Source organism: Cellulomonas soli, from assembly GCF_013409305.1.
Taxonomy (GTDB): domain Bacteria; phylum Actinomycetota; class Actinomycetes; order Actinomycetales; family Cellulomonadaceae; genus Cellulomonas; species Cellulomonas soli.
Window position 1 is genome coordinate 505008 of record NZ_JACBZJ010000001.1, and the last position, 15348, is coordinate 520355.

The 15348-nt window shown below is 73.4% G+C and carries 11 protein-coding genes; 7 read left to right on the top strand and 4 right to left on the bottom strand.

Annotated elements, in window-relative coordinates; translation table 11 throughout:
* Positions 1-2: 2 nt before the first annotated feature.
* Positions 3-1004, bottom strand: coding sequence for a LacI family DNA-binding transcriptional regulator (locus BKA22_RS02270; RefSeq protein ID WP_262926905.1), 1002 nt, complete (start codon positions 1002-1004; stop codon positions 3-5).
* 392 nt (positions 1005-1396) lie between these two features.
* Between BKA22_RS02270 and BKA22_RS02275 the strand changes: the two genes are divergently transcribed.
* Together BKA22_RS02275 and BKA22_RS02280 are read left to right on the top strand one after the other, a co-directional pair.
* The gene (locus BKA22_RS02275; protein WP_179561606.1) at positions 1397-5686 is read left to right on the top strand and encodes a LamG-like jellyroll fold domain-containing protein; all 4290 of its coding nucleotides are present in this window, start codon (positions 1397-1399) and stop codon (positions 5684-5686) included.
* A 268-nt stretch (positions 5687-5954) separates the two neighbouring features.
* Positions 5955-6914 (top strand): phosphatase PAP2 family protein, encoded by a 960-nt coding sequence (locus tag BKA22_RS02280; RefSeq protein ID WP_179561607.1) that lies wholly within the window; start codon positions 5955-5957, stop codon positions 6912-6914.
* Positions 6915-6921: 7 nt separating this feature from the next.
* On the opposite strand, the gene BKA22_RS02285 is transcribed toward BKA22_RS02280, so the two are convergent.
* The gene (locus BKA22_RS02285) at positions 6922-7728 is read right to left on the bottom strand and encodes an SDR family NAD(P)-dependent oxidoreductase (protein ID WP_146951265.1); all 807 of its coding nucleotides are present in this window, start codon (positions 7726-7728) and stop codon (positions 6922-6924) included.
* A gap of 68 nt (positions 7729-7796) precedes the next feature.
* Positions 7797-9491, bottom strand: a complete 1695-nt coding sequence (locus BKA22_RS02290; protein ID WP_146951266.1) for an FAD-binding protein — start codon at positions 9489-9491, stop codon at positions 7797-7799.
* Positions 9492-9636: 145 nt separating this feature from the next.
* Between BKA22_RS02290 and BKA22_RS02295 the strand changes: the two genes are divergently transcribed.
* The 3 genes from BKA22_RS02295 (at position 9637) to BKA22_RS02305 (ending at position 12310) form a co-directional block, all read left to right on the top strand.
* Entirely contained in the window at positions 9637-10254 is a 618-nt protein-coding gene (locus BKA22_RS02295) for a TetR/AcrR family transcriptional regulator (RefSeq protein WP_146951267.1), read from the top strand.
* An 83-nt stretch (positions 10255-10337) separates the two neighbouring features.
* Positions 10338-11285, top strand: coding sequence for an SPFH domain-containing protein (locus tag BKA22_RS02300; RefSeq protein ID WP_146951268.1), 948 nt, complete (start codon positions 10338-10340; stop codon positions 11283-11285).
* Positions 11286-11425: 140 nt separating this feature from the next.
* On the top strand, positions 11426-12310 hold the full coding sequence (locus BKA22_RS02305) for a helix-turn-helix transcriptional regulator (RefSeq protein WP_146951269.1): 885 nt from the start codon (positions 11426-11428) through the stop codon (positions 12308-12310).
* A gap of 42 nt (positions 12311-12352) precedes the next feature.
* Here BKA22_RS02305 and BKA22_RS02310 read toward each other — a convergent pair whose 3' ends face one another.
* A complete protein-coding gene (locus BKA22_RS02310; protein WP_146951270.1) occupies positions 12353-13048 on the bottom strand; it encodes a type 1 glutamine amidotransferase domain-containing protein in 696 nt (231 codons plus the stop codon).
* Positions 13049-13263: 215 nt separating this feature from the next.
* Here BKA22_RS02310 and BKA22_RS02315 point away from each other — a divergent pair, with 215 nt between their 5' ends.
* Together BKA22_RS02315 and BKA22_RS02320 are read left to right on the top strand one after the other, a co-directional pair.
* On the top strand, positions 13264-14223 hold the full coding sequence (locus BKA22_RS02315) for a LysR family transcriptional regulator (protein ID WP_179561608.1): 960 nt from the start codon (positions 13264-13266) through the stop codon (positions 14221-14223).
* A 155-nt stretch (positions 14224-14378) separates the two neighbouring features.
* Complete coding sequence (locus tag BKA22_RS02320) at positions 14379-15314, top strand: FAD:protein FMN transferase (RefSeq protein ID WP_146951271.1); 936 nt, start codon at positions 14379-14381, stop codon at positions 15312-15314.
* Positions 15315-15348 lie beyond the last annotated feature (34 nt).

The following is a 15348-nucleotide window of genomic DNA, read 5'->3' on the forward strand; positions in this document are numbered from 1 at the left end:
CCTCAGCGGGGCGCGGGCGCGCCGGTGCTGCCCCGGTCGACGAGCTCGGGGGCGAGGAGCAGGACCTGCGGCGGCGACCCGTCACCCGGCGCGCCGATGCGGTGCAGCAGGCGTCGGACGGCCAGCTGGCCCAACCGGTCGGGTGCGCTCTCGATCGAGGAGAACGGCAGGGAGAACGTGCGGGCGAACTCGTCGGAGTAGCGGCCCACGACCGACAGGTCCCGAGGTGCCTGCAGCCCACGTGCGTACATGACCGACGGCAGCGCGGCCGCCGCGGCCTCGTTGTGCAGCAGCAGGCCGGTCACCGCCGGGTGGGTGTCGAGCAGCGCGTGCAGGTCCTGGCCGATCTGCGGCTGACCCGAGGCTCCCGGCACCGCGTGCAGGCGCAGCCCGCGCCGGTGCGCCTCCTCCTGCGCGGCGTCGAGCAGGCGCCAGACGTAGGCGCCGCCACGGGCGACGACGTGCTCGGGCTGGGTGACGAGCGCGAGCTCACGGTGCCCGAGGGCGGCCAGGTGCTCGACCATCATCCGGCCGGACTCGGCGAAGTCCAGGTCGAACACGTCGAGCCCGGACGGGTCGCCCGGCAGGCCGATGAGCACCCCGGGGACGTCGGTGGCCCGCAGCACCGGGAGCCGGTCGTCGTCGTGGGCGACGTTGAGCAGTACGACGCCGTCGACCATGCGTGAGTCGGTGAGCCGCTTGAGCGCGTGGGCGCCGTCGGGCTCGGAGACGAGCAGGGTGTCGTAGCCGAGCTCGCGCGCGGTCCCGGTGACCCCGGTGATGTACTGCAGCATCGCGGGGGCGAACTCGTCCTCGAGGAACTGGGCGAGCAGGCCGATGACCATCGTCTGCTTGGTCGCCAGCGCGCGTGCGCCGGCGTTCGGCGTGTAGCCGAGGCTGCGGGCGGCCTCCCGGACGCGTTCCTGGGTGGCGGGCGACATGGTGCGCCTGCCGGTCATCACGTAGGAGGCCGTGCTGCGGGACACCCCGGCGACCCGCGCCACGTCGCCGATCGTCGCCACTGGTCAGCCCCCGGTCGTCCTCGTCCGTCCGGTCACTGGCGCCGGTCCCGCCGTCACCGTAGGGGCGGGCCACGGCCGGGGCAAGGAGCCGCGGGGCGAGGGGCTCACCGGCGCGTCGCAGCGCGCCCGTCGGTGCTGCATCGACGAGTGGCGACGAGTTCTGCCGCACGGGTTGACGGGCCAAACTTCACCCCCTAGCGTCGCAACCACCGGTTAGCGAACCGGTTCACCAACCCGTCTTCACCCGCAGACAGCACCCGGCACGACGACGTGCTCGGCGCCTGCGTCATGCCGCGACGTCGCGGCCGGACGTGCGGCGACGTCGCGTCCGAGGCACCCCGCCGGGTCCCGCCCGACGACAGGAAGCCCGCGCGATGACGCCACGAACACGCAGCCCACGCCCCCTCGCCCTCCCGATGCTCGCCGTCACCGCGCTCTGCGCGGCCGGACTGACCGCCGGACCCGCACCCACCGCGGCGGCGGCCGACGCCGACCTGCCGGCCCCGGCGGTGCACTACGACTTCGAGTCCGCCACCGCGGGCCCCGCCGTGCCGGACGTGTCCGGGCACGGGCTGGACGGCACCCTCGTCAACCCGACGACCGCGGCCGTCGTCGACGGTGCCGCGACGGGCGGCCACGCGCTCGCCCTGCCCGGCGGCGCCGCATCCTCCACCGGCGCCTACGTGACGCTTCCGCGTGCGGTCGTCGACGGCGCCACCGACCTGACCGTCTCGACCCGCGTCCTGTGGTCCGGCGACGCCTCGCCCTGGCAGTGGGTCTACGCGCTGGGCACCGACACCAGCCGCTACCTGTTCAGCACCCCCGCCAACGGCGACGGGGTGCTGCGCTCCGCCGTGACCACCAGCTGGGCGGGCGGCGAGGCGACCGTCACCGGCTCCGCCGCACTCCCCGCCACCCGGTGGAGCACCCTGACCGTCACGCTCGACACCGCGGCCGACCGGTTGACGACCTACCTCGACGGCGCGGCCGTCTCCTCGGTGGCCACGACCGCCACCGCCGACGAGCTGCTCACCGACACCGCCACGGGCGCCGGGTTCATCGGTCGCTCGTTCTACGCCGACCCCCTGTTCCACGGTGCGGTCGACGACTTCGCGGTCTACCACGCGGCCCTCACCCCGGCCCAGGTCGCCGAGCTCGTGCCGGGCGGCGTGCCCACGCTGACCGGCGTCAGCCAGACCGACTTCGCGGTACGGACCGGCATCGGGACCGCACCCGTCCTGCCCGCGAGCGTGCGCGGGGCGTTCTCCGACGGGTACGCGCGCGACGTCGCGGTCGCCTGGGACGCGGTCGACCCTGCCGACTACGCCGCACGCGGCACGTTCACCGTGCACGGCGACGCCGCCGGCACCGCGGTGACCGCGACCGTCACCGTCATCAAGCCCGGCGAGCTCGTCGTCGACCTGGGCACCGACACCGGGGCGTTCCACGGCGGGGCGTCGGGCACGTTGTACGGGGTGTACGGCGAGGGCCTGCCGACCACCAACCTCATCGAGGGCATGCACGTCTCGACCGTCTCGACCAAGGCGCAGGACGGCCCCCAGCACCCCGGCGCCGACGCGCTCGAGGTCGTGAAGCCGCTCGCGGACTCCACCGACGGCGACGTGTACATCTACATGACCGACATCCACCGCGGGTTCCCCTACCAGTGGGAGGGCAGCACGCCGCAGGAGAAGCTGTCGACCTACCTGGCGAAGCTGGCCACCCAGGTCGACCAGGTGCTCCAGCTCGACGAGGAGTACCGGGACAACATCGTCTTCGTGCCGTTCAACGAGCCCGAGGGCAACATGTTCGGCACCGGCGAGTGGAGCCTGGACGGCACGAGCTGGCTGTCCGACCCGACCGACTACCTCGCCGCGTGGGACGAGACGTACCGGATGATCAAGGCGAAGATGCCCGACGCCCGCATCGCCGGCCCCAACACGTCCGTGCTGTTCGGCCAGGTGCAGGGCTTCCTGACGCACGTGGTCGCCGAGGGCACCGTGCCGGACGTCATCACGTGGCACGAGCTGAGCAACCCCGCCACGATCCGCACCTCGGTGGCCCGCTACCGCACGTGGGAGGCGCAGGCGTTCGCCGGGACCGACCTGGCGGGCACGCAGCTGCCGATCAACATCAACGAGTACGCGTACAACTACCACACGTCCGTGCCCGGCCAGATGATCCAGTGGATCTCCGCGATCGAGGAGTCGAAGGTCGACGCCGACATCGCCTACTGGAACATCGACGGGAACCTGTCCGACTCGGCCGTGCAGGCCAACCGGGCCAACGGCCAGTGGTGGCTGTACAACGCGTACGGCTCGATGTCGGGCCACACCGTCGAGGTGGCCCCGCCCTCGCCCGGCACCAGCTACTCGCTGCAGGGCGTGGCCACGCTCGACACCGACAAGCGGCAGTCGCGGCTGCTGCTGGGCGGTGCGTCCGGCGACTCGTGGGTGCAGTTCGACGACGTCCCCGCCGACGTCTTCGGCTCCACCGTGCACGTGCAGGTCAGCGAGATCCGCTGGACCGGGCAGATCGGCGACTCCGGCGAGCCGCAGGTCGTGGCCGACCTGCAGGTGCCGGTGACCGACGGCTCGGTCGCGCTGGACTTCGGCGGCGCGCTGCCCGCGCTCGACGCGTCGAGCGCGTACGAGGTGATCCTGAGCCCCGGGAGCAGCGCACGGGCGGGCGACGCCTCGGCGGACACCTCGGCGGACACCGTCGGCGCGGCCTGGCGCGGGGTGTACGAGGCGGAGGACGCCACCTACACCGGGTCCGGGTACTCCAAGAACGGACCCGAGGGCTCCCCGGCGGACGTCTCGAAGTTCTACACGTCGGGCGGCTACGACGTCGGAGGCCTGCGTACCGGCTCGGACGGGCGGCTCGCCTTCCAGGTGGACGTCCCCGCGGACGGCACCTACGACCTGTCGGTCTTCGCCAGCACGCTCAACACCTACCCGCTGGTGGCCGAGCAGGGACCGACCAACGTCTTCCTCACGGTCGACGGCGCCGCCGAGCAGGAGCTGTTCCTGCCGCTGGGCTACAAGTGGGTGGTCTGGGACCACACCGACACGACGGTCGACCTGACCGCCGGCACCCACACGCTCACGCTCGCAGCCACCAGCCTCGACGGCACCGGGACCACGAAGGGCGACACGATCCTCGACAAGATCGAGCTCACCCCGACCCCCGCCGCGGACGCGACCGACGTGTACGAGGCCGAGCACGCCGACCTGTCCGGCGGCGCCCGCACCGACTACGGCACGCGCGACGCCTCGGGCGGCGGCACCGTGAAGGTGACCAAGGGCGGCACGGCGACGTTCTGGGTCTACTCCCCCGACGACGCCGAGCACACCCTGGCGATCGACACCACCGGCAAGGGCACCGCCACCGTGACCGTCAACGGCACCGAGCTCGCACCCCTGACCCGGTCCACCAGCGCGTCCGTCGTGCTGTCCGGCGGCATCAACAAGGTGACCGTGACCGGCACCAAGGGCACGCTCGCGGTCGACCGCCTGCGCGTCGCCGCGGGCACCGGCACGCTCGCCACGGCCACCTTCCAGGCCGAGGACGCGCAGGTCACGGGCACGGCGACGGTCGCCGCACGCAGCCTGGCTCAGGGCGGTCAGGCCGTCACGGGCGTGGGCGGCGACCCGGGCAACACCAACGGCCTGACGTTCCAGGTCCAGGTCGCCCGCTCCGGCACGTACGCGATGACCGTGCGCTACTCCAACCCGGAGCAGTCACCGGCCACGCACTACAACCCGGACCCGCTGGCCCGGCACGCCGACCTGTCGGTCAACGGGGGTGCTGCGCAGCGCGTGCTGTTCCCGCACACGTTCCACGCGAACAGCTTCTGGGAGCTGACCGTGCCGGTGCACCTGGACGCGGGCACCAACAGCCTCGCGTTCAGCTCGGGCGAGCAGCCGTCGTTCGACGGCAGCACGCTCATCTCCGACACCTTCCCGGACGTGCTGCTGCGCTCGGCCTGGGCGCCGGACATCGACGCGATCACCCTGACCGCGTTCTCCAGCAGCACGCCCGTCGACCGGACGGCACCGGTGCTCGCCGTCACGGCCCCCGCCCCCGGGACGAGCGTGCACGGGGCCCTGACGATCACCGGCACCGCGACCGACGACAGCTCGGACGTCGAGACCGTGACGCTCACGCTGCGCCGGTCCGGGGCGCACGGTGCCACCGGTCAGGCGCTCGCGACCGCGAGGGCCAGCGTCTCGGGAAGCGCGTGGTCCACCACGCTCGACACCGCGCAGGTCACCAACGGCACCTACGTGCTCACGGCGACGGCCGAGGACCGGGCCGGGAACGCGGCCGAACCGGTCACGGTCTCCGGCGTGCACGTGGACAACGCGGTGCGCACGCAGGTCGAGGTCACGACGACCTGCGTGCGGGGCACGGTGCGGCTGACGGTCGAGGCCCGCAACCTCGAGACCCGCACCACCCGCGTGCAGGTGTCGACGCCCTCCGGGAACGGCCTGCGCCGGTCGGTCGCTGCCGGCAGGTCCGTCACCGAGACGTTCCGCACAGGGGCGCCCTCGGTGCCGGCCGGCACCGTCACCGTGACAGCCACGGCCACGGTCCGCGGAACGGACGTCGGGCAGCGCTACGACGTGCCGTTCGCCGCGCTGACCTGCGGGACCGCCTGACCGGTACCCCGACGGCACCCGACCCGGCGCGACCCGGCCCGGTCCCTGCACCCTCCGGGGTGCGGTGGCCGGGCCGGTCGCGACGACACGCCCGTCCGTCGCGAGGTGGAGCCTCGGCCTCCTCCTGGTGTACACCAGGACGCGTACGCCGGGTACGACGTCAGGCCGATGCGCGACGCCCCCGCGGACCAGGATGATCATCACCGGTGCGAGCCGCCCCGACGTCAGGTCGTGGCGCGGGCAGAGCCGTCGTGCCGTCAGAGGAGCCATGGGAACGATCCACGCGGTGAGCGCGCCGAGCACCACCGACCCGGCGCACGCCGCACCCGACCACCTCGGTGACCGCCTCGTCGACCGTGTGCGTCGCCTGCACGCCCGGCACGCCGGGCTCGCCGAGATCCTCATGCTCGCGGTCCTGTACACCGTCTACTCCACGACCCGGTCGTTCGCGGACCACACCTTCGCCGCGGCGACCGCGACGGCCGACTCCATCCTGCAGCTCGAGGGACCGCTGCACCTGGACGTCGAGCTCACGCTGAACCGCTCGGTGATGGGGAGCGAGGGCTGGTCCGTCGCTGCGAGCTTCTGGTACGCCTCGGCGCACTTCGTGGTGACGGGCGGGATGCTCTTCCTGCTGTACCGGCGGCGGCGCACGGCCTACTCCGCGCTCCGCAACACCCTGGTGCTCGCGACGGTGATCGCCCTGGTGGTGTTCTTCCTGCTGCCGACCGCTCCCCCGCGGCTCGTCGACGGCCCGATCCAGGACATGCTCGCGGCGACCGCGGACCACGGCTGGTGGGGCGCGCACGCCTCGGCACCCCGGGGCATGGCCGACATGACGAACGAGCTGGCGGCGTTCCCGTCGATGCACGCCGGCTGGTCCCTGTGGGTCGCGATCGCCGTCTGGGTCAGCACGCGGTCCCGCACGCTCCGGGCGGTCGGGGTCCTCTACGCGCTGACCACCGCGTTCGACGTGCTGGTCACGGGCAACCACTGGACGATCGACGTCCTGGCGGGCTGGGTCGTCGTGGGTGCGGCGGCCGCCGTGTGCCTCGGGCGCCTGTCCCGCGTGGGCACGTCCCGCCTGCCGCAGGCGTCGCAGGTCATCCCGCAGGGTCGGGTCGACGAGCACGGCTCTGTGGACGAGCAGGGCCCTGTCGACGAGCACGGTCCTCTCGACGAGCACGGTCCCGTCGACGAGCCGCAGGAGCAGCTCGCGCGCGTGTGAGGCCTCCTCAGCCGTCGAGCAGCGCTTTCATCCGGTCGGCGACGATCCCCGCGGCACGCGTCGGCAGCAGCCGCGAGAGCCGGTCGAGCATCCGGGCGTCGCCACCGATGCGTACCCGGAACGTGCCCTTCTCGACGGCCTCGACGATCTGCCGGCCGGCCTCCGCCGGGCTGGTGAGCTTCGACGCCGCCGCCGACCTGCTCTCCATGCCGGGGATCGTGACCCCGGAGTGCTGCGCGATGTCCGTGCCCACGCCGCCGGGGAACACCACGGTCACGGCCACCTTCGTGCCCCGAAGCTCGGCGTACAGGCCCTCGGTGAACAGCTTCACCGCGGCCTTGCTCGCCCCGTAGGCCGACTGCCCGGGCACGGGCGCGAGCGCCCCCATGCTCGAGACGTTGACCAGGCTGGCGACGGGCCGGGACAGCAGGTCCGGCAGGAACGTCTTGGTCGTGGCGACGACGCCCCAGAAGTTGACCGCCATGACCTTCTCGATCTCCGCGTACTCCAGGTCGGCGACCCGTGCGAACCGCTGGATGATGCCGGCGACGTTGATCAGCCCGTCGACGTGCCCGTGCGCGGCCAGCACGTCCCCGCGCACCGCGGCGACGGCCGCTCGGTCGGTCACGTCGAGCGCGTGCGTCGTGAGCCGGTCGGCGGCGTCCGGCGCGAGCTGCACCGTCCCTGCCAGGCCGTCCGCGCTGAGGTCGAGCGCGGCGACCCGTGCACCGCGGGCGAGCAGCGCGAGCACCACCTCCCGGCCGATCCCGTTGCCGCCTCCGGTGACGACGAGCACCGCACCCCTGATCCGCACCTTCGGCCTCCTCTGCTGCGTGCCCTGGCCCGTCCGTGTGCGGGCGGGCTGCCGTGCCGGCGCCCTGCCTACCGCTGGACCGCGTCGGCGGATGTCTCGCCGGTGGCACCGGTGACCGTCCCGGCCGCGGCGTGCCGACCTGCGACGTAGCCGAACGTCATCGCCGGACCGATGGTCGAGCCCGGTCCGGGGTAGGTGTTGCCCATGACGGAGGCGGAGGTGTTGCCCGCCGCGTACAGCCCCGCGATGACCGAGCCGTCCTCGCGCAGCACGCGCGCGTGCTCGTCGGTGAGCAAGCCGCCCTTGGTGCCCAGGTCGCCGGGCCACACGCGCACCGCGTAGAACGGCGGGCGGCTGACCGCGCCGAGGTTGGGGTTCGGTCGCACGCGCGGGTCGGAGTAGACCCGGTCGTACGCGCTGGCGCCGCGGCCGAAGTCCTCGTCGACGCCGGTCTGTGCGAACGTCGCGAACCGCGCCGCGGTGTCGAGCAGGCCGACCGGGTCGACGCCGATCGCCACGGCCAGCTCGTCGAGCGTGTCGGCCTTCACCATGAAGCCGGACTCGAGGAACTTCTTGGGTGTGATGCCCGGCAGCGCCAGGCCGAAGGGGTAGCGGCGCCGGTGCCGGGAGTCGATGACGAGGAACGCGGGGATCGCGTCGACGACGGCGTGCCGCGCGTACTGGTGGTGCCCGGCGTCGACGTACGACTCGGACTCGTTCATGAACCGCTGCCCGCTGGAGTCGACGACGAAGCCGTGCGGCAGCGACCGTTCGCCGAGCAGGAACATCGCCTTGCCGTCGGGCCCGATCACGGACGGCCCCCACCAGGCGTCGTCCATGAGCGCGACGGCCGCTCCGAGCGCCATGCCGGCCTTGACCGCGTCGCCCCGGTCGCCGGGGTTCGCGCTGGTCCAGGCGGTGCCGATCGGGTGCGGGTGGTACTGCTGCCGCATCGCGTCGTCCTGGGCGAACCCGCCGGCGGCGAGGATCACGCCGTGCCGGGCACCCACGCGCATCCGCCGTCCGTCGTGGTCGACGACCGCACCGACGACGGCACCGTCCTGCGTGATCAGCTCCGTCATGGGCGAGCTCAGCCAGATCGGCACGGACCGTTCGACCAGCAGGTACAGCAGCTGCCCCATGAGGGAGTTCCCGAGGCCGCGCAGCCGCTTGCCGAGCAGGCTCGCGCCGACGGTCTGCACGCCGACGACGTTGGCGGCGGTGAGGAACCCGTCGAGCGTGCGCAGCGAGACGAGCATCTTGGCGACCTCGGACGTGTGCACGGGCAGCGGCACCTCGCCGCGCAGGCGCCCCCGCCACGGCCCGAGCTTGCGCACGTCCCAGCGGACGCCCTCGATGCCACGGCCGACGGCCAGCCCGCCGGGTCGTTCCGGGTAGTAGTCCGCGTAGTCGCGTGCGTGCACGAACCGCATGCCCAGACCGCGCAGGAAGTCGACCATGGCCGGGCCCTGCGTGAGGAACGCGTGCCGCCTCTGCGGGGAGCTGGCGGGCCCGACGTCGCCGATGACCTCGTCCATGTAGGTGCGGGCCAGGGCGTAGGAGTCGGGGACGCCGGCCTCGCGCAGCACGGAGTTGTCGGGGACCCACAGCCCGCCGCCCGACATCGACGACGACCCGCCGAACAGCTCGGTGCTCTCCAGCACGAGCGGTTCGTGGCCGTGCTCCTTGACCGCGAGCGCCGCGGTCGCCGCTGCCGATCCGCTCCCGACGACCACCACGTCGACCACGTAGTCGAAGGTCATCCCGATCTCCTCGCGCGCGTCGGTGCCCGGGGACGTTCGCCCTGGTGGAGCCGGCCGCAGGAAACGGACGACGGCGTCCGTTTCCTCACCCTAGTCGGCACCACCACCACCCGCACGGCAACCGGGCGCGACCTACGCTCCAGGGATGGGCGAACGTCAGGACGCGGTGCGCAACCGGGCGAGACTGGTCGCCGCGGCGGAGGACGTGTTCCGCGAGCAGGGGGCCGCGGCCGCCCTCGAGCAGGTCGCGGCACGGGCCGGCGTGGGTCGCGCGACGCTGTACCGGCACTTCCCCGACCGGGCCGCACTGGTGGCCGCCGTGTACACCCACCGGGTGTCGGCGCTGGCCGCGCACGTCGCCGCACTGCCTGCACCGACGCGGCTCGTGCACCTGGTCGTCGAGATCAGCGAGCTGCAGCTGGACACGCCCGGGCTGCTCACGGTGCTGCGCACCGCCCCCGACGGGTCCGCACGCCTCACGGAGATCGGCGGGCGGGCGCGGGCGCTGCTCGGCTCGGCCCTCACGGCCGCGCGGGCGCACGGCACGATCCGCGAGGACGTCACGCTCGAGGACGTGCTGCTGACGTTCGCCATGGTCGAGGGCGTCATCGCGCTCGAACCGTCGACGTCCGCGCCGACCGCCGTCCGTCGTGCCGTGCAGCTCACGCTGAGAGGCCTGCTGACCGAGGAGGCCGCACGAGCGCCCCTGCCACGCGGCGTCGGGACGGAGCACCGGCACGTCGTCCGATCCGGACATCTGTGACATATGCCCCACATCCGACATCGGGATGTGTGCTGGAATCGACCGTTCGCACCCAGCTCGTCCACGGAAGGACACGGCTCCCCATGCCCGTCTCGCAGATCCTCGGCCCCGTCGTCGGGATCCTCATCGTCCTGATCGTCCTCGGCAGGACGCTCAAGACCGTCGACCAGGCGCACGTCGCCGTCGTCACCGTCTTCGGCAAGTACCGCCGGGTCCTGAACCCGGGCCTCAACGTGCTCATCCCGTTCATCGAGAAGGTGCACCGCCGCGTCCCGGTGCAGAACCAGACCGCACAGCTGCAGTTCTCCGCGATCACCGGCGACCAGGCAGCCGTCCACTTCACGGCCACGATCATCTTCACGGTCTCCGACCACAGCCCCCAGACCGTGCAGCTCGTCGCGTTCAAGTTCATCGACGCCAACTCGTTCGGGGTCGCGCTGACCAGCGCCGTCGAGGCCTCCGTGCGCGAGTTCGTCGCGACCAAGCGGCAGGCCGAGGTGCTCGGGCTGCGCACCGACATCGTGCAGCACGCCAAGGCGAACCTCGACGAGCAGCTCGGCTCGTGGGGCTACACGCTCGTCGACCTGACGGTCAACGACATCCAGTTCGACGCCGAGGTCATGTCCTCCATGTCGCGCGTCGTCGCGGCGAAGAACGCGCAGACCGCCGCGGAGTTCGAGGGCCAGGCGCTGCTGATCGCCCGGACCAAGGCCGCCGAGGCCGAGGGCGCCGCCATCAAGATCGCCGCCGAGTCCGAGGCCGAGGCCGCACGCCTGCGCGGTGCCGGTCTGGCCAAGTTCCGTGAGGAGCTCGCCAAGGGCATCTCGCAGTCCGCGCAGGTGCTCGAGGCCCAGGGCGTCGGCGCCGAGATGCTCGCCTTCACGATGTGGACCGAGACGATCCGGGACGCCGCCAAGGAGGGCACCGGCAACGTCGTGTTCCTCGACGGCAGCGTCGAGGCCATGGACGCCTCGCTGCGTCGCCTCCAGGGGCTCACGGTCCTGCAGACGGCGGCCGGTTCCAAGAACTGACCTCGCCGCACCCCGTCGGCCCGGCTGCCCCTCGCGCGCAGCCGGGCCGACGCCTTCCCGGCCGGCTCGGGTGCTCCCCGGCACTCCCAGGTACTCCCAGGGCCTCCCTGCGCCGCAGCCGGGGCCGTACCGTCGGTGGCATGGACAACCGCGACGAGATCCGGGACTTCCTGGCCTCCAGGCGCGCCAGGATCACCCCGCAGCAGGCCGGGCTCCCGGCATGGGGGGCCAACCGGCGCGTGCCCGGGCTGCGCCGCGAGGAGGTCGCGATGCTGGCCGGCGTGAGCAGCGACTACTACACGAGGCTCGAGCGCGGGAACCTCAGCGGCGTGTCCGAGAGCGTCCTGCAGTCGCTCGCCACGGCTCTCCAGCTCGACGAGGCCGAACGCCTGCACCTCGAGGACCTCGCCCGCACGGCGCAGCCGAGGTCCGCGCGGACGCGCCGCCGCACCCCGACGTCCACGGTGCGCCCGAGCGTGCACGCCATGCTCGACGCGATGACGGGCGCCCCGGCCGTCGTGCGCAACGACCGCCTCGACATCCTCGCGGCGAACGCGCTCGGCCGGGCGCTGTACGACCCGCTCTACCGCGACCCGGTGCGTCCGGTGAACCACGCGCGGTTCGCCTTCCTCGACCCCGCGGCCAAGGACTTCTGGGTCGACTGGCAGCGCGCCTCCGACGACACGGTCGGGATCCTGCGGGCCCAGGCCGGCCGCAACCCGTACGACAGGTCGCTGACCGACCTGATCGGCGAGCTGTCCACCCGGTCCGAGGAGTTCCGCACCCGGTGGGCCGCGCACGAGGTCCGGCTGCACCGCACGGGGAACAAGCGGATCAACCACCCGGTCGTCGGACGGCTGGAGCTCATGTACGACATGCTCCCCCTGCCTGCCGACCCCGGGCTGACCATGCTCGTCTACACCGCCGAGGCGGGCAGCCCCACCGCCGACGCGCTCGCCCTCCTGGCCAGCTGGGCCGCGACGAACGTGCGGGACGAGGCGAGCGCGCCGACGCTGCCCGCGTGAGCGCCCCGGCGCGGCGGAGTGCCGGGGCGCCCAGGGCAGGGCTCAGGCCAGGCGGGCGAGCAGCTCGGCCGCGACGGCGGCTGACGACGCCGGGTTCTGACCCGTGACGAGCGTCCGGTCGGTCACGAGGTGCGAGGCGAAGGGCTGGGCCGCCTCGACGACCACACCGGCCGCGGTCAGCCGGTCCTGCAGCAGCCACGGCGCCTTCGCGGCCGTCCCGGACAGCGTCTCCTCCTCGTTGGTGAAGGCCGCGACCCGGTACCCGGCGAACACGTTGGCGCCGTCCGTGGTCGTGGCCGCGAGCAGCGCCGCGGGTCCGTGGCACACGACGCCGAGCGGCTTGCCCGAGCGCAGCACCCGCGCCAGCAGATCACCGGCCACGGGGTCCACGGCGAGGTCCTCCATGGGCCCGTGCCCGCCCGGCACGTAGACGGCGTCGACCTCGTCGAGCGCGACCGCCTCGAGCGGGAGCGGGTCGTGGAAGGGCGCAGCGCCGTCGATCACGGCACGCAGGTGGGCGGCAGCCTCGTCCCCGCCTGCGGCGCCGGGCGCCAGGCTGCCGGGGTCGGCGGGCGGCAGCACACCGCCGGGCGTGGCCACGACGACCTCGTGGCCGGCCGCGGTGAACGCCTCGTAGGGGGTCACCGCCTCGTCGGCCCAGTAGCCGGTCGGGCGGGTGGTGCCGTCGGTGAGCGTCCACCGGTCGGCGCCGGTCATCAGGAACAGGATCGTCGCCATGCTGCCTCCTCGGGCAGAGCCTGACCCGGACGGGACGGCCGTCCGGGTGCAGGGGTTCGTCGTGGGGTCGTCGGTGCGTCGCCCTCGCGCCGCCAGCGGGTGGCGGCCTGGTCGACCGTAGCCCCGCTACCCATCCGTCCACCAATCACGAACACGATTGCTGGCATAGCGATCCCTATTGCTGCGACGGAGCGGCGGCGCGTAGGGTCCCGCGAGTGACCCTGACCCCTGCGCCCGCGACCGTCCGCGCCCGGGCCGACGTCGACCTCAACCTGCTGCGGACGTTCCTGGCGGTCTACCGCGCGGGCTCGCTCACCGCCGCGGCCCCCCTGCTCCGCCTCTCGCAACCGACCGTGACCACGCAGCTGCGCACGCTCGAGCAGCACCTCGACCGCGAGCTGTTCACCCGGCTGCCCCGCGGCGTGGAACCGACCCCGATCGCCCACGAGCTCGCCGCCCAGGTGGCCGCGCACCTCGACGCGCTCGCCACGCTCGACGGACCCGCCGGGCTCGAGGGCCAGGGCGGGACGCCGGGTGCACGCCGCAGCACCGTGCACCTGGCCGGACCCGCCGAGCTCGTGTGCACCCGCATCCTGCCCGCGCTCGCCCCGCTCGTCGCCGACGGGCTGCAGCTGCACGTCGCCACCGGGCTGACCGACCAGCTGCTCGACGAGCTGCGCACCGGCCAGCACGAGCTCGTCGTCTCGACACGGCGGCCCACCGGACGGGCCCTGACCTGCGTGCCCCTGGACCTCGAGGAGTTCGTCCTGGTCACCACCCCTGCATGGAGGCAGCGCGTCGACGCCCGCCTGCAGGAGCACGGCGCGTGCGTCGTGGTCCACGACGTGCCGCTCGTGGCCTACGCGGACGACCTGCCGATCGCCCGCCGCTACTGGCGGACCGTGTTCGGCAAGCGGCTGTCGGCGCGCGCCTCGCTCACCGTGCCCGACCTGCGCGGCGCGGTCGCGGCCGTGGCGGCCGGTGCCGGGTGCAGCGTCCTGCCGCGCTACCTGTGCGAGGCCGAGATCGCCGCCGGACGGCTCGTGGTCCTGCACGAGCCCGACGAGGCCCCGACCAACCGCAACCACCTCGTGCTGCGACCGGGTGCGGAGGCCAACCCGGACGTGCTGCTCGTGCGCGACCGGCTCGTGCAGGCCGCCGCCAGGGGGTGGTGACCGGCTCGAACGGTGTGGTGACCGGCTCGACCCGTACCACGGCTGTGACCTGGTCCTTCGATCCGGCCCTGCGATGCCGCCCCGCGTGCCAGGCTGTGGTGAAGCCCTGAGCGCGGGGGCCGCACCTGCTGCCCAGCGGATCCCCGGAGCACCCCATGGACGTCACGGCCGCGCACCGCTTCCGGTTCGAGGCCACCGGTACGAGCTGGCAGGTGGTCACGGACGAACCCCTCGACCCGCTGACCCGGCGGGCCGTGCTCGACCTCGTCGAGGACGTCGAGGCGACCTTCTCCCGGTTCCGCGGCGACTCGCTGCTCTCGCGCTGCCGTGACGCGCCCCAAGGCGGTCGGTTCCGCTTCCCGGCGCACGCCGCCGACCTGTTCGACCTCCTCGACGAGCTGAACGTCGCGACCGACGGCGCGGTCGACCCGCTGGTCGGTCACGACCTCGAGCGGCTGGGGTACGACGCGCGGTACTCGTTCACCCCCGCGACCTCGTCCACTTGTTCGTCCAGCCTTCCGTCCATGGCCTCGTCCACGTCCGCGCACGGCACCGCCGGGCGGCAGGCCGCCTGGGGCACGCACGTCCGGCACCACGGCAGCGACCTGCTCACCCAGGGGCCGGTCGTGCTCGATCTCGGTGCCGCCGCCAAGGGGCACCTGGTCGACCTGGTCTGCGGGGTGCTGCACGCCGCCGGGGTCGACCGGTCGGTGGTCGACGCGAGCGGCGACCTGCGGTGCACGGGCGGGGCGCCGATGCGCGTCGGGCTGGAGGACCCGCGCGACGCGCACCGGGTGATCGGCGTCGTCGACCTGCAGGACCGCGCCCTGTGCGCCTCGGCGAGCAACCGCAGGGCGTGGGCCCCGGGGGTGCACCACCTGCTCGACGCGCGCACGGGTCTGCCCGTGCAGGACGTGCTGGCCACCTGGGTCCTCGCCGACCGCGCCGCGGTGGCCGACGGGCTGTCGACCGCCCTGTTCGTCGCCGACCCCCGGCCGCTCGCCGAGCGATTCGACTTCTCGTGGGTGCGGCTGCTCGCCGACGGTCGCGCGCAGGCCTCGCCCGACCTGGCCGGGCGGCTCTTCACGTGAACCCCCGCGCCCGTCCCGATCCCGCTGCCGTTCC